General features: G+C 32.2%; 25 protein-coding genes. 16 read left to right on the forward strand and 9 right to left on the reverse strand.

What is annotated here, in order from left to right; translation table 11 throughout:
- Nucleotides 1-221 precede the first annotated feature (221 nt).
- The 5 genes from ACVCXO_RS06660 (at nucleotide 222) to ACVCXO_RS06680 (ending at nucleotide 3,412) form a co-directional block, all read left to right on the forward strand.
- Nucleotides 222-719: a hypothetical protein gene (locus ACVCXO_RS06660; protein WP_452228810.1), complete on the forward strand. Its 498-nt coding sequence runs from the start codon at nucleotides 222-224 to the stop codon at nucleotides 717-719.
- 2 nt (nucleotides 720-721) lie between these two features.
- Nucleotides 722-1,234: a hypothetical protein gene (locus ACVCXO_RS06665; RefSeq protein ID WP_452228811.1), complete on the forward strand. Its 513-nt coding sequence runs from the start codon at nucleotides 722-724 to the stop codon at nucleotides 1,232-1,234.
- Nucleotides 1,235-1,365: 131 nt separating this feature from the next.
- Complete coding sequence (locus ACVCXO_RS06670; RefSeq protein WP_452228812.1) at nucleotides 1,366-1,884, forward strand: hypothetical protein; 519 nt, start codon at nucleotides 1,366-1,368, stop codon at nucleotides 1,882-1,884.
- Nucleotides 1,844-2,635, forward strand: a complete 792-nt coding sequence (locus tag ACVCXO_RS06675; RefSeq protein ID WP_452228813.1) for a tRNA-uridine aminocarboxypropyltransferase — start codon at nucleotides 1,844-1,846, stop codon at nucleotides 2,633-2,635. Before ACVCXO_RS06670 ends, ACVCXO_RS06675 begins: the two co-directional genes overlap by 41 nt.
- A 177-nt stretch (nucleotides 2,636-2,812) precedes the next feature.
- A complete protein-coding gene (locus ACVCXO_RS06680) occupies nucleotides 2,813-3,412 on the forward strand; it encodes a CDP-alcohol phosphatidyltransferase family protein (RefSeq protein ID WP_452228814.1) in 600 nt (199 codons plus the stop codon).
- A gap of 201 nt (nucleotides 3,413-3,613) precedes the next feature.
- On the opposite strand, the gene ACVCXO_RS06685 is transcribed toward ACVCXO_RS06680, so the two are convergent.
- Entirely contained in the window at nucleotides 3,614-6,382 is a 2,769-nt protein-coding gene (locus ACVCXO_RS06685; protein WP_452228815.1) for a M16 family metallopeptidase, read from the reverse strand.
- Nucleotides 6,383-6,662: 280 nt separating this feature from the next.
- On the opposite strand from ACVCXO_RS06685, the gene ACVCXO_RS06690 reads away from it, so the two are divergent.
- From ACVCXO_RS06690 to ACVCXO_RS06720, 7 genes are all read left to right on the forward strand, one after another.
- Nucleotides 6,663-7,427: a ParA family protein gene (locus tag ACVCXO_RS06690; protein ID WP_452228816.1), complete on the forward strand. Its 765-nt coding sequence runs from the start codon at nucleotides 6,663-6,665 to the stop codon at nucleotides 7,425-7,427.
- 3 nt (nucleotides 7,428-7,430) lie between these two features.
- Complete coding sequence (locus ACVCXO_RS06695) at nucleotides 7,431-8,336, forward strand: ParB/RepB/Spo0J family partition protein (protein WP_452228817.1); 906 nt, start codon at nucleotides 7,431-7,433, stop codon at nucleotides 8,334-8,336.
- Nucleotides 8,326-8,919, forward strand: a complete 594-nt coding sequence (locus ACVCXO_RS06700) for a DUF5683 domain-containing protein (protein WP_452228818.1) — start codon at nucleotides 8,326-8,328, stop codon at nucleotides 8,917-8,919. Before ACVCXO_RS06695 ends, ACVCXO_RS06700 begins: the two co-directional genes overlap by 11 nt.
- A 58-nt stretch (nucleotides 8,920-8,977) precedes the next feature.
- Complete coding sequence (gene dapB / locus ACVCXO_RS06705; protein WP_452228819.1) at nucleotides 8,978-9,676, forward strand: 4-hydroxy-tetrahydrodipicolinate reductase; 699 nt, start codon at nucleotides 8,978-8,980, stop codon at nucleotides 9,674-9,676.
- Between the two features lie 87 nt (nucleotides 9,677-9,763).
- Entirely contained in the window at nucleotides 9,764-11,365 is a 1,602-nt protein-coding gene (gene lepB / locus ACVCXO_RS06710; RefSeq protein ID WP_452228820.1) for a signal peptidase I, read from the forward strand.
- A 98-nt stretch (nucleotides 11,366-11,463) separates the two neighbouring features.
- Entirely contained in the window at nucleotides 11,464-12,084 is a 621-nt protein-coding gene (locus ACVCXO_RS06715; RefSeq protein ID WP_452228821.1) for a WbqC family protein, read from the forward strand.
- Nucleotides 12,084-12,392, forward strand: a complete 309-nt coding sequence (locus ACVCXO_RS06720; RefSeq protein ID WP_452228822.1) for a DUF6122 family protein — start codon at nucleotides 12,084-12,086, stop codon at nucleotides 12,390-12,392. The genes ACVCXO_RS06715 and ACVCXO_RS06720 overlap by 1 nt, the downstream gene beginning before the upstream one ends.
- A gap of 20 nt (nucleotides 12,393-12,412) precedes the next feature.
- On the opposite strand, the gene ACVCXO_RS06725 is transcribed toward ACVCXO_RS06720, so the two are convergent.
- From ACVCXO_RS06725 to ACVCXO_RS06755, 7 genes are all read right to left on the reverse strand, one after another.
- The gene (locus ACVCXO_RS06725) at nucleotides 12,413-13,438 is read right to left on the reverse strand and encodes an endonuclease/exonuclease/phosphatase family protein (RefSeq protein ID WP_452228823.1); all 1,026 of its coding nucleotides are present in this window, start codon (nucleotides 13,436-13,438) and stop codon (nucleotides 12,413-12,415) included.
- Nucleotides 13,439-13,506: 68 nt separating this feature from the next.
- Nucleotides 13,507-14,370 (reverse strand): rhomboid family intramembrane serine protease, encoded by an 864-nt coding sequence (locus ACVCXO_RS06730; RefSeq protein ID WP_452228824.1) that lies wholly within the window; start codon nucleotides 14,368-14,370, stop codon nucleotides 13,507-13,509.
- Nucleotides 14,370-15,140, reverse strand: coding sequence for a rhomboid family intramembrane serine protease (locus ACVCXO_RS06735; RefSeq protein WP_452228825.1), 771 nt, complete (start codon nucleotides 15,138-15,140; stop codon nucleotides 14,370-14,372). Before ACVCXO_RS06735 ends, ACVCXO_RS06730 begins: the two co-directional genes overlap by 1 nt.
- 102 nt (nucleotides 15,141-15,242) lie before the next feature.
- Nucleotides 15,243-17,096, reverse strand: a complete 1,854-nt coding sequence (gene mutL, locus ACVCXO_RS06740) for a DNA mismatch repair endonuclease MutL (protein ID WP_452228826.1) — start codon at nucleotides 17,094-17,096, stop codon at nucleotides 15,243-15,245.
- Between the two features lie 3 nt (nucleotides 17,097-17,099).
- Nucleotides 17,100-17,381 carry a riboflavin synthase subunit beta gene (locus ACVCXO_RS06745; RefSeq protein ID WP_452228827.1) on the reverse strand — a complete coding sequence of 94 codons (282 nt, stop codon included), beginning with the start codon at nucleotides 17,379-17,381 and terminating at the stop codon, nucleotides 17,100-17,102.
- 565 nt (nucleotides 17,382-17,946) lie between these two features.
- Nucleotides 17,947-18,429 (reverse strand): 6,7-dimethyl-8-ribityllumazine synthase, encoded by a 483-nt coding sequence (ribH, locus tag ACVCXO_RS06750; RefSeq protein WP_452228828.1) that lies wholly within the window; start codon nucleotides 18,427-18,429, stop codon nucleotides 17,947-17,949.
- A 23-nt stretch (nucleotides 18,430-18,452) separates the two neighbouring features.
- On the reverse strand, nucleotides 18,453-19,223 hold the full coding sequence (locus ACVCXO_RS06755) for a tetratricopeptide repeat protein (RefSeq protein ID WP_452228829.1): 771 nt from the start codon (nucleotides 19,221-19,223) through the stop codon (nucleotides 18,453-18,455).
- A 133-nt stretch (nucleotides 19,224-19,356) separates the two neighbouring features.
- Here ACVCXO_RS06755 and recF point away from each other — a divergent pair, with 133 nt between their 5' ends.
- The 4 genes from recF (at nucleotide 19,357) to ACVCXO_RS06775 (ending at nucleotide 21,468) form a co-directional block, all read left to right on the forward strand.
- Nucleotides 19,357-20,436, forward strand: a complete 1,080-nt coding sequence (gene recF / locus ACVCXO_RS06760; RefSeq protein WP_452228830.1) for a DNA replication/repair protein RecF — start codon at nucleotides 19,357-19,359, stop codon at nucleotides 20,434-20,436.
- On the forward strand, nucleotides 20,433-20,864 hold the full coding sequence (locus ACVCXO_RS06765; protein WP_452228831.1) for a hypothetical protein: 432 nt from the start codon (nucleotides 20,433-20,435) through the stop codon (nucleotides 20,862-20,864). The genes recF and ACVCXO_RS06765 overlap by 4 nt, the downstream gene beginning before the upstream one ends.
- A 35-nt stretch (nucleotides 20,865-20,899) precedes the next feature.
- Complete coding sequence (locus ACVCXO_RS06770; protein WP_452228832.1) at nucleotides 20,900-21,196, forward strand: DUF721 domain-containing protein; 297 nt, start codon at nucleotides 20,900-20,902, stop codon at nucleotides 21,194-21,196.
- Between the two features lie 80 nt (nucleotides 21,197-21,276).
- Nucleotides 21,277-21,468 (forward strand): cold-shock protein, encoded by a 192-nt coding sequence (locus tag ACVCXO_RS06775; RefSeq protein ID WP_452228833.1) that lies wholly within the window; start codon nucleotides 21,277-21,279, stop codon nucleotides 21,466-21,468.
- 103 nt (nucleotides 21,469-21,571) lie between these two features.
- Here ACVCXO_RS06775 and ACVCXO_RS06780 read toward each other — a convergent pair whose 3' ends face one another.
- Nucleotides 21,572-22,492: a YeiH family protein gene (locus ACVCXO_RS06780; protein ID WP_452228834.1), complete on the reverse strand. Its 921-nt coding sequence runs from the start codon at nucleotides 22,490-22,492 to the stop codon at nucleotides 21,572-21,574.
- Nucleotides 22,493-22,520: the final 28 nt, after the last annotated feature.

Consider the following 22,520-nt stretch of genomic DNA (forward strand, 5'->3'; position numbering starts at 1 on the left):
TTAATCTTCACGCAAAGGCTTCTTACTTGAATTTTTTAAAAATCTATCCAACTATATTGCAAAGAGTGCCATTACATCCTATTGCTTCATTTCTAGCAATAACACCGTTTTCTTTGAGTAGAATACGAAAATCAATTTCAAGAGTTTAGCATTAATTGCCAAATGACAAGTCCGTTAACTTAAAAAAAAGTTTCCTTTGCTTATAAATAAAAACAAAATAGATGGATACTTTAGAACAACAGCGAATTTATAGAATTAAGGCAATGATGCATCGCTTCTTTTCATTGTATGAAAGCAAGAATACAGATTTCTCTTTGGTTAGTGAACTACTTTACAAAAATGATTTTGAATGGTTGAGTCCTAGTGGAAATCTAGTTGGCGTAGAAGCATTTGAAAACAGTTTTAATGCACTTAATAAAGAATGGGGACATTCGCACCGACCATTTGAAATGACAATTAAGCTAATTGATGATAAAAAAGCTACATTAAGCTTCAATTATATATATCAACACATTCAAAACGGAAGTATAGTTTTACACGCAAAAGGTCATTATGATATAGATTGCATCGACAACGGTGAAAAATTTCCACGAATTCAAAAATGCAACCTTATATTATTAGAAAGGATTGAAGTTGGTGGATTTATTGATATGTATGAAATGAACAAAACTTTATATTTGGACTATAAACTGAAAGCAGAGCAAATAGTAAAAGCATAGTATTGAAAAACAAACCTGTAATTATGGAATTAGTAGCCGATTTTTTGAAAAGCGAAAAAACATTATACCTTTTCACCGGAATAATCGGTGTTGTTTCGGTAATCGTTGGTTTACTTTTTTTAATATTTTCCAATCATAAAAGTTTTGCTACAACTATGATTGTAATTGGTATTTTAGAAATGGCTGTAATGTTTCCGATATATCTAAAATACCAACAGAAAATTGATGACAAGATTTCGATTTATGAAAAGAATAAAACGGATTTTCTAAAAACAGAAACTATAGCAATGGAAAAAGCAATGCAATCCTTCTTTTGGCTCAAATTAACCTATGGCATTTTGATAGTTATACTTATTCTGGTAATGTCCTTTTTAAGCAAAAATTCTGTACTTTTTGGAATATTTACAGCACTGATTTTACATTTCACTTTCGCAATTACTATTGACAATTTTGGAGAAAAATACACAGAGAAATATCTAACAGAATTACAACTTCAAAAAAACTACGCGACATAACATCGTGTATTTTTAATTAATAGGTTCTCGCCTTATCGGAAAACATTTGGAGATTTTCTATTCGGTTTTTATTCATTAAATTAGAGTTTTTAACACGCAAAAAACCACATACCAATACGTTTATATTAATAATGGAGACAGTAACAATAGGATACATAGTGATTGGAATTTTAGTCCTTCTTCTTTTATTACAACGGAAGCAAAATAATAAAAATGTGGAATTTGATTCCTATAATCATATTTGGTCGGATGCATTAAAAGATTGGTCGATTATGACTTCTTTTCCGGACTCAAAAATATGGAGCAAATACGCTGGTGAAATACGATTTGGACCTGCTTACCTGCACCTAAAAACGGAACCAAAAAATGTATTTGAAAAACAATTCTTCGGAGATTGGTTTTATAGAACAGAAAACGGCGTTTATTTGCAAAAGTGGAATTCAAATCCGATTAAAAGTGGCGTTCACACGAAAGCCAATAATGACTTGATTTATTATGACCGATTAAAAAACAAAATTAAAAGTATTGAAACTGGAATAAAGTCATTTCATTGGGAAATGGAAAAGAACGAAAAGAATGAATTGACTTTAATTTATTATGCTAGTGAAATTGAAAATAGAATTAAAATCAGCAATACCAAAAAGGTATAGCCACTTAGAAAAACAAAAGATCCCCTTGCAAGTAGAAATCAAAAGCCCAAGAATAGAATGTTACAAATGCATGAGACCTTCCAGCACATGTATATGCAAACACATTAATCCTTTCCAAACGAAGACTCGTTTTATTATTCTTATGCACCCAAAGGAGTACAAAAAAGAAAAAAACGGAACTGGGCATATGACGAAGCTTCAACTTGAAAATTCAGAAATTATAGTCGGCGTAGATTTCACCAATAATAAGCGTGTAAATGAAATATTGAATCAAGAAAAAAATTCCTCTTTTTTACTTTATCCTGGAAAAGATAATTTCAACCTATCGATTAGAAACAGTTCAGAAATAAATTCTTTTATGGGCACTAATCCACATATCTTCCTTATCGATGGCACTTGGCCTTGTGCACGCAAAATACTTAAACTAAGTACAAATTTGCAAAAATTGAATAGAGTGAGTTTTGATAATACAATCGAATCCAAATTTATTATCAAACAACAGCCAGAATCTCTTTGTCTTAGTACTATTGAGTCTGTATATACCGTCTTAAATTTACTTAAGAAAGGTGATTTAGAACAATGCGAAACGAAAGATTTTCTTATTCCTTTTGAAAAAATGATTGCATATCAACTCGACTATATTCTAAATCCAAATAGTAAAAACTACTGTGCCGCTGCGAACAGAGTCGTTATTCCTAAGAACACGTATAAGAAAAACACGGAAAGAAACGTTATTTTCGAACAAGAATAGATGTAATTACAAAATCCATAAGGAAGATCTAAAGAATTATAAAAAACACCTGTAACAAGGAGTAGCTTTAATTACTGGGTTTACGCCTTCTTGGAAAATTCTTTGCGTTTTTTAACCGCTTCGTTTTAGTTTACTAAATTGGTTGGCTAAACAAGCAAATACATTAACAAAATCAAAATGAGCATACCAATTTCATTAATACTATTTCGACTATTATTAGCCCCTATTATTTTGGCTTTAGCCTATTTCATTGGAGAAGATTCCAAAACAACCATTGTTGTATTGATGTATTTAGGACTAATCTCTGATATATTAGACGGCATAATTGCAAGAAAGCAAAATATATCTTCAGAGAAATTACGACGTATGGATAGTCAAACGGATATGCTCTTTTGGTTGTCTATTGGATTCGCAACTTGGATACTATATCCAAAACTGATTTCTGAGAATGCCATTTTTATATGGACAATTCTTGGAATGGAAATAGCTTGTTATGCAATAAGTCTAATAAAATTTAAGAAAGAAACTTGCACGCACGCCTTTCTCTCGAAAATTTGGGGTATCACATTATTAATTGCTTTTACTTCTTTAATAGGATTTAATCACGCAGGAATCCCATTTACTTTAGCTATAATTATGGGATTGATTTCACATATCGATCGAATTTTAATAACTCTAATTTTACCAAAATGGACGCACGACATACCAAGTGCTTACCACGCATATTTGATTAGAAAAGGAATTAAGTTTAAACGAAATGAATATTTAAATGGATAACTAATTTTCGATAACAACACGAGTACTTAATAGATGAAATTCAATTAATAATGTATCGAAAATTATTCTTGGATTTATTATATGCGCAATTGAATAAAAAGACTGCGGGTATTTTATGGGTTTAAGAGGATAGCTAAAATAAAAACTAGCCAACCCAAATTGTTTTGGTTGGCTAGTTTTATGGTATTAAAGCGTCTTAAATTAATCTACTTTTTTAACTTCTTTGGTAATTTCAAAATTTTCAAAATCTCCTGCATTTACAACAGTCCATGCTTCAAAAGTTTTAAAATGTTTTTTAATAGCTTTGTTTACATCTTCCACCGTAAGACTACTTACTTGCGCTTCAATATTTTTTTGAAAATTTAAATCCCGATCAAAATACATATTATCATTAATAACTCTGGACAGCTCATCATCTTTTGCTCTAGAAACACTTTGTTCTTGAATCCAACCATCCACAGCGGTTTTTAGCTCTTCTTTGGTAACACCATCTTTAATAAAACGTGCAATTTCTTCCGTAAAGCCAAGTTGTACTTTTGCTGCATTTTCTGGCGCATAAATAGCATAAACCATAGCTGCAGAATTGTTATCGTTTTTATCATCATCTACATTTACTCTTCCTCCAGCACCATAACTTACGCCATCTTGTTGGCGTAAACGATTTGCTATTCTAGAACTTATAAAACCACCTCCTAAAATTTCACCAGCCATTTGAAGTGCTGCATAATCTGGATCATATTTACTAGTCGCTATTGGCAATATCCCGAAAGAAATAGCATTCTTTTTATCTGGTGTTTTTATTTTTTTATTTACCGCATTATTCTCCTCAAAAGCATCACTAATTGCTGTGTACGCTAAATCCGATTTAAAGTTTCCAAACTCCTTTTCAAAATAACCTTTTAATGCTTCTTCATCTATATTTCCAATGGCAACTAAATTGGCACTATTTGAAATCCCATAAAACGCATCATAATACGCTTGAAGCTCTTTTGGTGTAATAGCATTAATTGCACTAATCTCTTCATCTATAGACATATTATAAAATGGATGCCCTTTTTTATAGCGCTGATTTAATAATCCCATTTCTCTAATTGCTAAAAACTGAGGGTCTGTTTTGTTTTGTTCAAGACCTGCCAAAGCTTCCGTTTTTAGCTTATCCAATTCCGTAGCGTCAAACAACGGATTCTTAAGCATATCTGCCATTAAGGACAAAGCTTGGGTAAGATGTTCTTCGGTACTGTTAACATTTACCGTTATCTTACCATTAGATCCACTAAAACTAACCGAAGATTTAATCGCACTTAATTTATCTTCAATATCTTGTCTCGATTTACTTTTCGTTCCTTTGTTTAACATTTTTGCGGTATAACTTGCCGCAAGACCTTTATTCATTAGTGCATCGACATTTCCTGTTCTACTAGTAAAGGAAACGGTTACTGTTTTACCTCGATTATTCTTTTTTATAAAACCATATTCTATTGGGCTTTTGCTTAAAGTTCCCGAGTTTAATGTGTTTTGAATATTTGTAAAAGAAACATCAAAAGCATCTCCTGCTCCCATTCCTTCTTTTCCTTTATAATTAGTTACCAAAGCGGCAATACCTTCCGTATGTTCTATTTCCACCCGCATTGGTTTTTTCTCTGGAATAAAAACACCAACCGTTCTATTGGTTTTAATTAAATAGCGTTGTATTGCAGCATTCACTTTCTCTGCTGTCATGCTTTCTACACGATCCCGAAAGATAAATGCTAAACGCCAATCTCCTGCCCCAATAAATTCACTCATAAAAGTTCCTAATCGGGAAGAATTTCTAAAAATAGCATCCGCTTCCTTTAAAAATTTTGCTTTTCCACGATTAACTTCTTCTTCGGTTACTGGAGTAGTTCCTAAATTATCTAAAACAGACAAAAATGTAGATTCTGCTGCCGTTAAGGATTTATCAGAAGGCACATCCACATTTATATACATAAAGCCAGGTTCTTTTGTAAAAGGCGCAAAAGACCAAATGCTAGATGCTTTTTTTTCATTCACCAATGCCTTATATAATCTACCAGAAGGAGCATCGGTAAGTATTAACTCTGCAACTGCTAGCGCCGCTGCGTCTTCATGAGATCCTGCAGGAATATGATATAGCGCAGATACAATTTGTAAATCGCCGACACGACTAAGCGTCACTCTTTTTTCTCCATCTTGCGCTGGCTCAATAGTTGGGGTGTCTTTTAAAGGACCGCCTGGATTTTTAAGTACGCCAAACTTTTTTACTACTTTAGTTAACATGTCTGCTTCTTCAAACTTTCCTGTTACCATTAAAACGGCATTGTCTGGACGATAATATTTTTTATAAAATGCTTTTAAATTTTCAATAGGCACACGTTCAATATCCGAACGATTCCCTATGGTTGATTGTCCGTAATTATGCCATAAATACGCCGCACTAACTACTTTATCTAGAAGCACATTGGATGGCGAATTTTCTCCCATTTCAAATTCATTTCTAACCACCGAAAATTCAGATTGAAGATCCTTTTCTGCTATAAATGAATTTAACATCCTATCCGACTCCAGATCTAAAGCCCAATCTAGATTATCTTCATTAGCATTAAACGTTTCAAAATAATTGGTACGATCGTACCAAGTAGTTCCATTTGGTCGTGCACCATGTGAAGTTAATTCTTCCGGGATATTTGGATGGTTTGGGGTGCCCTTAAACACCATATGCTCTAATAAATGCGCCATTCCTTTTTCTCCATAGCCTTCATGACGAGAACCAACTTTGTACGTAATATTTACCGTTATAGTTTGTGCCGAATTATCTGGAAACAAGAGTACTTTTAAACCATTGTCTAGCATATATTCTGAAATACCTTCCACACTTGCCGTCTTTTTAATTTGCGATTGTACCGTTAAAGAAAATACGAATAGTAGGATTACAGGTAGGGACTTTTGAAAAATAATATTATTTTTTTTCATAATTAAGAAGTTGATTAATAGATATTAAAGATAGAACAAAAGCACTTAAACTCCTGTAAATCAGCTACTATATTTTACGCACGTCACCATAAAAAAGTAATTATACGTAAGATTAATCTTTCGCAATCCTAAAAAAAAGGAAATATTAAGGCTTCCAAAAACGTATATGTATACTGCATTTATAAATTAATAATTTCTTTTAACCAACTGTTAACAACTTCCATTTTATAAACCCATAAATAATCGTATTTTTGGTTGTTCCTTAAATCAAATGAAATTAATGGGTAAAATTATAGCAATTGCTAATCAAAAAGGTGGTGTTGGCAAAACTACAACTTCAATAAACTTAGCTGCTTCGCTTGGTGTACTTGAAAAAAAAGTACTTTTAATTGATGCAGATCCTCAAGCCAATGCAACATCTGGTTTGGGTATTAATGTAGAAGAAGTAGAAATTGGCACCTACCAACTTTTAGAGCATACAAATACTGCGAAACAAGCCATTGTTAAAACAGATACTCCTAATTTAGATATTATTCCTTCCCATATAGATTTAGTAGCTATTGAGATTGAATTGGTAGATAAAGAAGCACGTGAATACATGCTTAAAAAAGCATTGGAAGAAGTAAAAGATGATTATGATTTTATCTTGATTGACTGTGCTCCTTCTTTAGGTTTATTAACCTTAAATGCTTTAACAGCAGCAGACGCGGTGATTATTCCTATTCAATGCGAATATTTTGCGTTAGAAGGTTTAGGTAAATTATTAAACACGATTAAAAGTGTTCAAAAAATTCACAATCCGGAATTAGATATAGAAGGCTTACTACTTACCATGTACGATTCGCGTTTACGCTTATCCAATCAAGTGGTAGAAGAAGTACAAAAGCATTTTAACGATATGGTTTTTAAAACCATTATACAACGTAATGTACGCTTAAGCGAAGCACCAAGTTATGGTGAAAGCATAATTAATTATGATGCTTCTAGTAAAGGTGCAAGTAATTATTTAAGTTTGGCAAAAGAAGTTATTACAAAAAACTCCTAGATTATGGCGAAGGCAACCAAGAAACAAGCTTTAGGCAGAGGGCTTTCAGCTCTTTTAAAAGATCCTAGCAACGATATAAATAATGCAGAAGACAAAAATGCCGATAAAGTAATTGGTAATATTGTAGAATTAGAATTGGATTTAATTGAAATGAATCCGTTTCAACCACGAACTAATTTTAATGAAGAATCCCTTCGAGAATTAGCTTCTTCTATTAGAGAATTAGGTGTTATACAACCAATAACGGTTAGAAAATTAGCATTTAACAAATACCAATTAGTTTCTGGAGAGCGTCGTTTTCGTGCAAGTAAACTTATAGGTTTACCTTCTGTTCCAGCATACATTCGTATTGCAAATGACCAGGAAAGCTTAGAAATGGCTTTGGTGGAAAACATTCAACGCCAAGATTTAGACCCTATAGAAATTGCATTATCCTACCAACGTTTAATTGACGAAATTCAATTAACACAAGAGCAAATGAGCGAGCGTGTTGGTAAAAAACGTTCTACTATTGCAAACTATTTACGTTTGTTAAAACTAGATCCTATTATTCAAACAGGAATGCGAGATGGTTTTATTTCCATGGGTCATGGTCGTGCAATTATTAATATTGAAGACCAATCTATTCAGTTAGATATTTACGAAAAAATACTAGAGAACAAGCTATCTGTTAGAGATACAGAAACCTTAGTAAGAACGTATAATGCTACGCAAGAAGTAAGTGTACCACCTAAAGTAAAAGAAGAATTGCCAAAGTTTGTTAAAAAAGGCATGAAAGATTTTTCAGAATACTTTGGTCATAAAATAGACGTTAAAGTTTCTAGTAATGGTAAAGGGAGAATTACAATTCCTTTTCATTCCGAAGAAGATTTTAATAGAATTAAAAAGTTAGTACAAAGTGAAAAATAAAATTGTCCTATTAATAATATGTAGTATTTGTTTTAGTTTTTCGGCTTTAGCACAAGAAAAAGAGCTAAAAAAAGAAGAAAAACAACTAGCTAAAGAAGGTATTATTATAGATGGTGAAATTAGTACCAGAGAACCCATAGATCCTTTAACACCTGCTCGCGCTGCCTTCTACTCTGCAGTTTTACCGGGTTTAGGACATATACATCTTAAACAATATTGGAAAGTTCCTGTTATTTATGCCGGACTTGGTGCGGGAGTATATTTCTATTTAGACAACCATAACGAATATAATCGATATCGCGATGCCTACAAACGTAGATTAGCGGGTTATACAGACGATGAATTTTATGGTTCTATTACCGATGATGGTTTAGAAGAAGCACAAAAATCACTCCGTAGAAACAAAGAGTTATCCCTTTTAGTTACAGCTGGTGTCTATATATTAAATATTGTTTGGGCTAATGTAGATGCGCATTTACTGCAATTTAATGTAGATGAAAATCTAACCTTTATGCCACATTATAAAATTAACGAATTTGATAATACCGGAGATTTAGGTCTCTCTATTAATTTTAAATTTTAAATTGAAATAGCTATTAATAAGGTTTTCGATGTCTCGGAAACAAAAAAATTTATTTTTGATGAATATTGCACTTCTTGGCTACGGAAAAATGGGAAAAACCATTGAGCAAATAGCGCTACAACGTGGTCACAAAATTGTTACAAAAGCAATGGATGACCATTATGATATTACAGATGCAGATGTTGCTATAGATTTTAGTATACCTTCTGCAGCTTTCAAAAACATTTCTAATTGTTTGAATAAAAATGTCCCTGTTATTTCTGGAACTACAGGCTGGTTGGAAGATTACGACAAAGCTGTTACTTTATGCGAAGAAAAAAAAGGAGCATTTATTTATGCTTCTAATTTCAGTTTAGGAGTAAATATTTTTTTTGAACTGAATAGTTACTTAGCCAAAATGATGAATACTTTAAAAGATTATAAAGTATCTATGGAAGAAATTCATCACACACAAAAACTAGATGCACCAAGTGGAACAGCTATTACCCTTGCAGATGCTATTATAAAAGAACACGATAGCTACACCTCTTGGAGCTTAGCCCCAGAAACGGAAGCTGCTTTGCCAATTACGGCTAAAAGAATAGAAGACGTTCCTGGAACGCATAGCATTGCCTATAAAAGCAATGTAGACACTATCGATATCTCACACACAGCACATAGCAGACAAGGTTTTGCACTTGGCGCTGTTGTAGCTGCCGAATGGATTCATGGAAAAACAGGTGTTTTTACTATGAAAGATGTGTTAAACATTAGTTAACTAGCAATGTATTTGTAACGTATAAAACGTTTACATCACTAACAATAATAAAACAATTGCTGGAAGGCAATTATTAGTATACAAATTATGACATTTACGCAATTATTTATCTTTTTCGTTAGTATTCAAGTAATTCACGGATTAGGAACTTGGAAACTTTATGTAAAAGCAGGAAGACAAGCTTGGGAAGCATTTGTTCCTGTTTACAATGCTGTGGTTTTAATGAAAATTATTAACAGACCTTGGTACTATACCATTTTTCTATTTTTGCCAATTGTTAATCTTATCCTATTTCCTGTAATTTGGGTAGAAACCGCTAGAAGCTTTGGTAAAAATCAGCATTTAGATACTTTTTTAGCTATTATTACTTTAGGTTTTTACAATTACTATTTAAACTATGCTGCCGACGTAACCTATGTGAAAGATAGAAGTTTACAACCTAAATCCGGATCTGGTGATTGGGTAAGTTCTATATTATTTGCCATTGTAGCTGCAACTATTGTGCACACTTATGTCATGCAACCGTATACAATTCCGACTTCCTCTTTAGAGAAATCTTTGTTAGTTGGCGACTTTTTATTTGTAAGTAAGTTTCATTATGGAGCAAGAGTACCAATGTCTACTATTGCCGCACCAATGGTTCATGACACGATTCCTTTTATAAAAAAGAAATCGTATTTATATGATGACAAATTAGAAAACAAAAACACTTCTTGGATCAACAAACTGTCTTTACCGTATATGCGAATTCCAGGATTACAAAAGATAAAGCGTAATGATATTGTGGTCTTTAACTGGCCAATAGATACTTCCTATAGTATGTCTGTTGCTCATCCAGACAGAAACTACCACAAACCCATTGACAAGAAAACAAATTACGTAAAACGTTGTGTTGGTTTACCAGGAGATTCTTTATCTGTTCGTGATGGTTATGTATTTATAAACGGAAAACAAAATGAATTACCAGACCGAGCGAAATTGCAGTTTTCGTATTTAGTAAAAACGAAAAATAATCAAGACTTTAACTTGCAATATCTTCATGATAGATATGGTATGAATCCAAATAGAGTTGGTAAAGTAGATCAAGATGTTTATAAATTTATGGGAATTTATAAAGGAGATTTAGAGAAGTTTAAAAACAACCCGAAAGTAGATCAAATTATTCCTTTAAAAGAAGAAGAAGGAAAACGAAATCCTGGTATTTTCCCTCATGACCCTAACTATAACTGGAATAACGATTATTTTGGAAATCTATATATCCCTGAAAAAGGAAAAACGGTAGACTTAAACTTAAACGTTTTACCAATTTACAAACGTATTATTACAGAATACGAAAACAATACATTACAAGTAAAAGGAAATCAAATTTTTATTAATGATGCCCTTGCAACTAACTACACATTTAAGCAAGATTATTATTGGTTAATGGGAGACAACAGACATGATTCTCAAGATTCTAGAACTTGGGGATTTGTACCTTTTGATCACGTGGTAGGTAAACCTGTTTTTATATGGTTTAGTTGGGATTCTGATGGTCAAGGTATAAAGAACAAAATCCGTTGGGAACGTTTATTTACCACTGTTGGTGGTAGCGGAGAACGCGTTTCTTATTTAATTCCGTTTTTAATTTTACTACTTGGTTGGTATGGTTACGGTAAATGGAAAAAAAGAAAAGAAGCGAATAGTTAATATGTTTTTATCACCCCGAACCGGATTCGAAACCAATTAGAAATAAAGAATTTAATTGAATAGATTCGGAATTCAGTTCGGAAGGACAGCAGCTACAAATGAATATACTAATACATCCAACATACTTCCCAAACATAGCACACTTTGCTGCCATGTTAAAAGCGGGTGAAGTAACCTTTGAGGTGCATGACAATTACCAAAAGCAAACCTATAGAAATAGAACTTTTATTTATGCAGCAAATGGCAAATTACAGTTAAGTATCCCAGTAATATATTCACAAAAGGAAAGACAAAAGTATAGTGACATAAAAATTCATAATACAGAAAAATGGCAAATACTTCATTGGAAGTCTTTAGAATCTGCTTACAAAACTTCTCCTTTTTTTGAATTCTATGAAGATGAGCTTCTACCTCTATTTACAGAACAAGCTGAAAATCTTTTAGACTTTAATTTAAAATGTTTTGAAACGATTTTGGATTGCATACAATTAGATCTAAATACTTCGGAAACCGAAAATTTTCAAAAAGAAACCACCGACAACACAGACTTTAGATATTTAGCAAACTCTAGAAAAGAACCAGATTTCAACTTTGAACCATATACCCAAGTATTTGGAGAAAAACATGGTTTTATTGGTAATTTAAGCATTTTAGACGTACTCTTTAATGAAGGCCCGAATACTTTAAGCTATTTAGAAAACCAATTTAAACAGCTATAATGTTACAATCTTTTTTACATTATGGTATTCACTTTGGCTTGCCTCTATTAGTTGCACTACTCTTTTTTAGAAGTAATTGGAAAGTAGCATATCTAATAATGGCTGCTGGAATACTTATCGATTTAGATCATTTACTAGCAACTCCTATTTTTGAAGCAAATAGATGCAGTATTAATTTCCATCCGTTACATACGTATTACGCAATGGTACTTTATGTGTTATTATTAATTCCGAAGAAAACAAGATTAGTTGGACTTGGCTTGTGTATTCATATACTTGCAGATTATACAGATTGTGCCTTTATGTAATTTCTTTGGAATACAGCTAATTATTCTAACAAAGACAATCTAGCCATCACCGGAAAATGATCGGAATAATGCACATCATAGGTTTTAAAAGTATCTACAACAAATGCATCATCCACTAAAATAAAATCTATTCGCGTAGGAAAGAATTTAAAATCATAGGTTCTACCAAAACCATTTCCTGCAACTTTAAAAGCATCTTTTAAACCTTCTTTCATTTCCTTATACACATAAGAAAATGCAGTATTATTAAAATCGCCACTAACCACTACTTTAAACCTACATTCCTTTTTGTGCTTTAAAAACAATTCGGTTTGTGTTTGCTGCATTATAAAAGATTTACCAATACGTTTTACTAAACGTTCCGAATTCTCTTGAGAAATAGCTTCCACTTTAGTATCTATTTTTAAAGATTGTAAGTGTACATTATAGATTCGAATGGTATCTTTTTGCTTCACAATATCCACAAAAATGGCATTATTAGAAGTATTAGGAAACGCTACAGAACCAGAATTTATAATTGGGTATTGCGAAAAAATTGCTTGTCCGAATTTAATTTTATTCCCAGTAAGTTTTTCAAATTTATACTTAAAAAAAGATAAATCTATATTTTCATGTGGATGATATTCCTGAAAACTAACTACATCCGGCTTTTTTTCTTTGATAAAGTCAATCAGTTTTAGATCTGTACTATCTTCTTCAATCCAATCGTATAAATTAAAAAGCCGCACATTATAATTCATAACTGCTAGGCTATTTTTTTTATCCACTTCCTTTTTATTTCCAAATTTATACAAAGAACCAAATGACAAATAGCCAATTACTAAAACTAAAAAAGATAAAAAGAACTGTTTTTTTACTTTTAACAACCAATATAGAAAAAACAAAACGTTTACTATAATCAAAAGCGGAACCCCTAAACTTAGAACCGATAAAATGGCGAAGTTTTTTGGAGCAACAAAAGGCAACACATAAGAAAGCAATAAAAGAGTAGCTGCAACAGAGTTGAAGAAGAATACTATTTTATTTATAAAGTTTAATTTTTTCATGTGATAATTAAAAGTTCAAAAGCTATTTTTATTATTACTGTAAACTGCTTACTGAACACTACGTGGAACTACTTCCCGGCTCGAAACAATAATTCCTTCTCTTCTTTGGTTAAACTATCATAACCACTTTTACTTATTTTATCTAGAATAACATCTATTTGCTTTTGGTTGTTAAACTCTTTAAATTCATCTTTAGTATAACCAGCAACTTTGCTTTTCCTTTTATGCACGGTTTTAAGTGTCGATGGATTCTTTTTAAACAGATTTGTAAAGCCATTCATAAAACCTTCAAAGCCTTTACCAATATCTTTCCCTTTAGTTAATTGCGTAGCATAAAAATAACCAAGTATCGTTCCTCCAAAATGAGCAAGGTTCCCTCCTGCATTTCCTCCAAAAAGACCAACAAAATCTAGAACTACAATAGCAATACCAACGTGTTTCAGTTTAATATTAAAGGTAAAAACGCGCAAATCCATATTAGGCATATATGCGCACATAAAAATAAGTAAAGCTCTAACGGCTCCAGAAGCACCAACTAATCGATGTCCAGAACTAAAAACGTTTGGTAGTAATGCATAGGCTAATAAAAATAGTAAAGCACCAGAAATAGCACCAAGAAAGTACACATTTAAAGCAAGTTTAGTATTAAATAAGTTGATAAACATTTTACCAATAAAATACAGCCAAAGCATATTAAATAACATGTGAATAAAATCATAATGCACAAAGGCATAAGTAATAATACTCCAAGGTTGTTTTAGAAAATCAAAAAAGTCGCTAGGCAGCTCGAACCAGGACATACTAGATCCTGTCTTTAAAACAAACCTTAAAATTTGTGCTAGTATAAAAACAAGAACATTAACAGCAATAAGCTTTTCAAACACATTAAGCTGCGTCAGTTTTTGTTTTATATCTTGATTTAGATTTGTCATTAATCCCAACGGTTTTGATTAAACTGATTTTTTTTCCAATACCACATGATTAAAAATCCGGTAATTGCACCACCAACATGTGCCATGTATGCTGTATTACTCGGACTAAAAAAGGATTGCCCTGAAATTGCAGAGATCACATCTAATAAAATAATTCCAGGAATAAAATATTTCGCTTTTATAGGAATTGGTAAAAAGATCATCATCAGTTTTGCTTCTGGATTCATCATACCAAATGCAGCTAGAATTCCCATAATACAACCAGATGCACCAACCATAGATGCATTATAAATTGGGTAAGCTTCTTTTAAATTTATTAATTGGACATCTGTAATTCCTGAAATAATTTCGTTAGAAGTAAACATGTGCACCAATTGATCGTTTGTCAATCCAGAGCTTATTAATTCATTGTATAAAGGAATATAGCTGAAATAATAATACCCCAACTGAAACAATACTGCTCCTAACCCTGCGGATATATAGACAAATAAAAATTTCTTACTACCTAAAACCTGTTCCACTGGAGAACCAAACATCCATAAAGCAAACATATTAAAACCTAAATGCATTAAGCTAAAATTCTGTAAATCTGCTCCACCATGCATAAACATGTGGGTAATTATTTGCCAAGGTTGAAACGCATCATTCTTAGGAAAATATAGCGCAAACCATTCGTAAAACAACTGTCCGCCACCAATAAATAAAGTACCAATAAACATAAGAACGTTTATGATAATTAGATGTTTTACTGTATCTGTTATTCTATTCATATTAATTTAGCATCTTTCGACTTGGCTCCAGATAAACTCTAGAGGAAATCTGTTTTAATTAAACTTATTTCTATTCCCTTGAAAAAAGGGAAACTTATTATTCTATAAAAATTTTCTATCCAACTCATCCATCGTCATGGTTACAAAAGTTGGTCTATTCATTGCCGAAACATTAGGTTCTTTACAAGCAAAAAGCTTATTTACCAAATGTTCTTGTTCTTGCAGGCTTAAGCTTTGCCCGGTTTTAATGGCCAAACTTTTAGACATGGATTTTGCCAATAAATCTGTGGCGCTAAAATTACTATCTGGCACTTCATTTTCCACATCGCTAATAAGCTGCTCTAAAATGATAGAAACCTCACTCTCTGGAACACTTACCGGGACTCCTGTAATTTCTAAGCTATCTTCATTTATGGAAGCAAACATAAATCCGGTATGTTCTAAATCTTCTTTAACTTGATTAATAATAGCAATTTCTTGCGATGAAAAATGCAATTGCAACGGAAACAGCAATTGCTGACTCATCGCTTCCTTTACGGTCAAGTTTTTAAGGAAATCTTCGTATAAAACACGTTGGTGTGCTCGATGCTGATCGATAAGTAGCATTCCAGACTTTACCTTACTAATAATATATTTATTATTTAATTGGTAGGTAGATTGTTGCTGCTCCACTTCGTTTTCATTAGTAAACATAGAAGCAGTTTGCTCATCACTTTCAAAATGCACTTCGCTAAAATCTTGTTGTGTTTTGGTACTTTTAGATTCTAAACCAACATATAAACCTTCCCAGCTTCCGGCAACTTCTTTTTTATATGAAACTTGCTGTTTTGCTACTGGATTTCTTTCTTCTTGAAAAGGATTAAAACTACGATCTACCTCTATGGTTGGTGTACTTCCTCCTTTATTTTTAAAACCATACGGTGTATCTAAATTAGCATCCCGATCAAAATCTAAAACAGGAGCAATATTAAATTGTCCCAAACTATGTTTCACCGCAGAGCGCAAAATGGCATATAAAGTATGCTCATCATCAAACTTAATTTCGGTTTTTGTAGGATGTATATTGATATCTATGGTTTGCGGATTTACTTGCAAGTTTAAAAAGTAGCTTGCATGTGCGCCATCTTTTAACAAACCTTCAAAGGCCGAGCCTATTGCATGATTTAAATAAGCACTTTTTATAAATCTATCGTTCACAAAAAAGAACTGTTCTCCTCTAGATTTTTTTGCGTATTCTGGTTTACCAACAAATCCTGAAATCTTCAATACTTCTGTATCTTCTTCTACAGGAACTAATTTCTCATTAGTTTTAGTACCAAATAAATTTACAATTCGTTGTCTATAATTACTTTCTGGAAGCTGAAACACTTCAGATCCATTATGATACATTGCGAATGTAATATTAGGATGCGCTAAAGTAACCCGATGAAATTCATCAATAATATGTCGTAATTCTACGGTATTCGATTTTAAAAAATTTCGTCTTGCAGGAATATTAAAAAACAAGTTTTTAACCGCAATAGAAGTTCCTTTAGGAGTTACAACTACTTCTTGTTCTTCAATTTCGCTACCGGCTATAATAATACTAGTACCAACCTCTTGATCCTCTTGTTTGGTTTTTAACTCTACATGAGCAATTGCAGCAATACTTGCTAAAGCTTCGCCACGAAAACCTTTGGTATTTAGTTTAAAAAGATCATCTGCTGTTCTAATTTTAGAAGTTGCATGACGCTCAAAACTCAAACGAGCATCTGTTGTGCTCATTCCCTTACCATCATCTATTACTTGAATTAAGGTTTTTCCAGCCTCTTTTACTATTAGCTTTATGCTTGTCGCTTGCGCATCAATAGCATTTTCTAATAATTCTTTTACTACCGAAGCTGGTCGTTGTACTACCTCACCAGCTGCAATCTGGTTTGCAACATGATCGGGTAAAAGTTGAATAATGTCTGCCATAAATTATTTTGAAAAGAATATAGATACGTCAAAATCTATAATAAACAAAAATACAAATATGAGGATAGCAAGAATAATTAAAACACGTTTATTTGCGCTTTTATCTTCGTTGTTTTTATAGTCGTTAAGTGCAGAAACTAGTTTTGTTTTAATTCCTCCCTGACTACCAACCGTTGACCTTTGGTCATCAAATTTGTGTTTAATTTCATACGGATTCCCTACCCCTTTAAAGTATTGAGGTGTATAATCAAACTTTCTGTTTTGTTTTGTTTTAAAAATGCCCATAAGCTTTGCTTTATTAGTAACTACTTAAAATGTATAACAATACCAATATAGCTATCAAAAACAACACCATAACTGTTAAGCTAGAAAGAAAACTTCCTTTCCGTTTTGATGTTCCTCGAATAGCATCCCATTTGGAAGTTAGCGCTTCTTTTTCGGTTTGCTCCTGTTCTCTCTGGTGTTTAGGTGTATAACTAAACGATTTGTTTCTGCGTTGATTAAATAAATTCACTGTAAAGTTAAAAGTGTATGTTACCCTCAAATTTACTTAATTTACAAGGAAATATTGGTTTCGAAATGCTAAAAATTGTTAACAAACAGGTTAGGAAACAGAAGTTAGAAGACAGATGTAGTAAAATTCTTTAAGGAAAACGAAATACTAGCACTGCAAACGTTTTGTTTGAAAGATGTGAAGGTGCGAAATTACAGCGTTGTTTATGGAGGTATTATTCAGGAATAACGGAAAGCACAGCCTTCCATATAGAAACTAAAAAATCAGTATAGAAAAGTCCCGAATTCCTTATGTATTCTGTTGCTATGTTGTTAAAGAGAAACGGAATATTAAAAACTAAAGTATATTTAAAGCAGCCATTTTAATTGCAGCTACAGCAGCTTCTGTACCTTTATTACCATGAATTCCACCAGAACGATCGATACTTTGCTGCATATTCATATCGGTAAGCACACAGAAAATCACAGGAACATCATGTATGACGTTTAAGTCTTTAATACCTTGAGCAACGGCTTCACAAACAAAATCGAAATGTTTCGTTTCGCCTTGAATCACACTACCAATTGCAATTACAGCATCGACATTATACTGTTGCATTTTTTTGCTTCCAAAAATAAGCTCGTAGCTACCAGGAACATTCCAACGGAGTATATTTTCTTCTTCTACACCGTTTTCAATAAGTGTATCCAAAGCACCTTTAAATAAGCCCTCGGTGATGTTATCGTTCCATTCTGAAACAACAATCCCAAACCGAAAATTTTTCGCGTTTGGGATTGTGTTTTTATCGTAATCGGATAAATTTTTATTTACTGTTGCCATATTTCTTCCGCGAAAGCGGTTATTTATTTAGTAGCCAACACTTCTGCTTTACCTATAAATACATCAATATTTGAAGCTTCGGTAGCAGTAGGATATTCTTCTTTAATTTTATTAAAATGTTTTAACGCTTCACCAGCTTTTCCTAAATCCAAAGCAGTAATTCCCGCTTTGTATAAGTACATTGGTGTTGTTAATTCATTGTTACGCATTTGAGCAGCTTGCACATAATAACCTAAAGCATCTTCTTTTTGGTTTAATTGTACAAAAGCATCTCCAATTGCTCCTTTAGCAATAGGTCCAGTAGCTTCGTCTTTACCTTTATAATTACCTAAATACGAAACTGCATTCTTGTAATCTTTTTGGTTTAAGTACGCCATTCCTGCATAATAGTTTGCAAGGTTAGCAGCTTCTGTTCCGCTGTGTTCGGATATAATATCTAACATACCATATTTACCTTCTCCTCCATTCAATGCTAAATTAAATAAAGAATCCTTTTCGGTTCCTGTTACGGCTTCATTATAATACTTTTGCGCTTGAAACATATCGTTCATCGCTTCTGTTTGTCCTGGTTTAGCTACAAATTCTTTATAACCTAAATATCCTAAAACACCAATAGCTACAATACCAATTATTACAAAAATGTATTTTTGGTTCTTGATCACCCAGTCTTCGGTTTTAGAAGCTGTTTCATCTAATGTATTAAAGACTTCAGCAGTTGTTGAGTTTTCCTCTTCAACATGTACTTCTTCTTCTTTCGTTTTCGGTTTATATCCTCTTTTCTTGTATGTAGCCATTATTTTGTTAATTATTGCGTGGCAAAAATAAAATTTTTCTTCACAAATAAGGTTTATTTATTTGTTATTTTTCAATATTTTGCAAGACATTTTAAGAAAACAACTTCTAGAATTCCGTTTATCTAACTTTTTTATGATTTTAAAATCACTTTCTTTACTTAATTATAAGAATTTTGACAGCATTTCTTTCTCCTTTAATGAGAAAATAAATTGCATTGTTGGCAACAATGGCGTGGGTAAAACGAATATACTAGATGCTATTTACCATCTTTCGTTTGGTAAAAGTTATTTTAATCCTATTGCATCTCAAAATATAAAACACAACGAAGAGTTTTTTGTGATTAATGGTGATTATGAAAAAGAAAATAACACAGAAAAAGTTGCAATTAGCTTAAAAAAAGGTCAAAAGAAGGTAATTAAGCGAAATAATAAGGCCTACGAAAAGTTTAGCGAGCACATTGGCTTTCTTCCTTTGGTCATTATTTCACCAGCAGATCGAGATTTAATTACGGAAGGAAGTGACACAAGACGTAAATTTATAGACAGTGTAATCTCACAAAGTGATAAGACGTATTTAGAAGATTTAATTAAATACAATAAGATTTTAGCACAAAGAAATTCCTTATTAAAATATTTTGCGCTTAATAACACCTATAATCAAGATACTCTTGAAATTTATAATAACCAATTAACCGATTACGGAACTCGGATTTTTAAATCGAGAGATGCTTTTTTACAAGCGTTTATTCCTATTTTTAAATCGCGTTACGAAGCAATTAGCAATAATAACGAAAGTGTAGATTTGGTATATAAAAGTGATTTATTTGAAGCAGACCTCAACACGCTTTTAATGCGCGTTATAAATAAAGACAAAGCCTTGCAATATACAAGTAGAGGTATACATAAAGACGATTTGGTTTTTAATATTGCAGAACATCCCATTAAAAAGTTTGGGAGTCAAGGACAGCAAAAATCATTTTTAATTGCTTTAAAGTTGGCACAGTTTGATTTTATAAAAAAACAAAGTGGCGTAAACCCAATTCTACTTTTAGATGATATTTTTGATAAGTTAGATGAACAGCGTGTTACTAAAATTATTAAATTAGTGGATGATGAGAACTTCGGACAACTATTTATTAGTGACACACATGCAGAACGAACCGAAAACGCTGTAAAACAAGTACACCAATCTTTTGAAATTTTTAGATTATGAAAAACTACACATTAATACTATTAACTGTACTCCTTTTTAATTGTTCTTCAAATCCGGAAACCTTTATAACACATGTAAATGGGTACTGGGAAATTGATGAAGTTACATTGCATGACGGAAGCAAAAAGGACTATAATTATAATGATACTATTGACTATTTTGAAATAAACGATAGCTTAACTGGTCTCAGAAAAAAACTAAAGCCTAATTTTCTTGGCACTTTTGAAACCTCCAAAGATGTAGAAAGGATGCGAGTTGTTATAGAAAACGATAGTTTAAACGTATACTACACTACTCCTTTTGCTACTTGGAAAGAAACTATTCTTTTAGCAACTAAGACGCAGTTAAAAATAATAAACCAGAATAAGGACGTATATTTATACAAACGCTACCAACCTTTAGATTTAGGTGAAATAAATAAGAATTAATTAAAAATAGAGTCCCATTTTCGTGGGAAGTGAGCATGGCAAAACGTAATAATGAAAATTTAAGCATATCCGATGCTTTAAAAGAATTTGTAGAAACCAATAAATTAGAACGTGGTTTAGACAAAGTTAATGTAGCAGACGCTTGGGCAAACCTAATGGGAAATGGTGTAAACAACTACACAACAGCAGTACAATTGGAACGCGAAACGTTATATATACAATTAAGTTCTAGTATTTTAAGAGAAGAATTGAGTTATGGTAAGGAAAAAATAATTAGAATGCTTAATGAAAGCTTAGGAAAAGAGATCATTAAAAAACTGGTTTTAAGATAATTAACAAATAAATATAGCTTATTTAATTTATTGGCATTATCTTTGTATTATAGTTAGTATTAACAATAAATTACATTACAATGAGTAAAGGAACAGTAAAGTTCTTCAACGATGCCAAAGGATTTGGTTTTATCACAGAAGAAGGTTCAAACAAAGAACATTTTGTACACATTTCGGGATTAATCGATGAAGTTCGTGAAGGCGATGACGTTGAGTTCGAATTAACAGAAGGAAAAAAAGGATTAAACGCAATAAACGTTAAAGTTATATAATTTATAAGCTTATCTTTTTAGAACAAAAACGCAACCCGATGGTTGCGTTTTTTTGTTTCTATACTTCTTGTTTTTGTTATCTTCTGCACATCTAATCTGTTTTTTAGTTTAAAATATAAAGTAGAGAGAAAACAGAAATAAATAACCACAATATAAATGCGAATAAGATGGGTTTAATACCTGAAGATTTTAAATCATGAATAGATATATTAGACCCTACAAGGAATAAGGTTACTATAAGTAATCGTTTTGCCATAAGCACAATAAAACCAGTTGCAGGTTCTGGCAAAACATGGTAACTATTGATAATAATTGCCATTATAAATAAGAGAATAAAATAGGGTATCTTTATTTTCTCTCCTTTTGTTTTAAATAGAAACATAGAAAAAATAGACAAAGGTATAATCCATAAGGTTCGTGTTAGTTTCACTGTAGTCGCTATTCGTAAAGCTTCATCTCCATAACCCAAAGCAGCTCCAACCACAGAACTGGTATCATGTATAGCAATAGCACACCATAAACCAAATTGCTCCTGTGTTAAGTTAAAAAAATGACCTACTGCAGGAAAAATAAACAGCGCAACCGCGTTTAAAAAAAACACAATACCTAAAGCAATACTTATCGTTTTGCTTTTTGCTTTAATAACTGGTGAAATTGCTGCAATGGCACTTCCGCCACAAATAGCAGTTCCACAACTAATAAGGTGTGCTAATTTTAAATCTAATTTCAAAATTCTTGCTAAAAAGAATCCTAAGCTGAGTGTTAAAAAAATAGAGAACATGGTTAGTTCTATTCCTTGCTTACTGGTTTCTAGTGTTTCATTAATAAACATTCCGAAACCTAAACCAACCACCGAGATCTTCAAAAAAAGATGAAAAGCCTTCTGACTGTACGTTGGAAAAGGATTATTTAATACCAATGTAAAAACAAAGCCGAGCACTAATGCAGTTGGACTATTTATTCCGCCTAAAAAAGCGATACTAATTATAAGAAGGTAGGCAACTTTTGATAATAAATCTTTCATATCATTTCGTAGTATTACGATACAAAAG

This window comes from Lacinutrix sp. MEBiC02404, assembly GCF_053601575.1.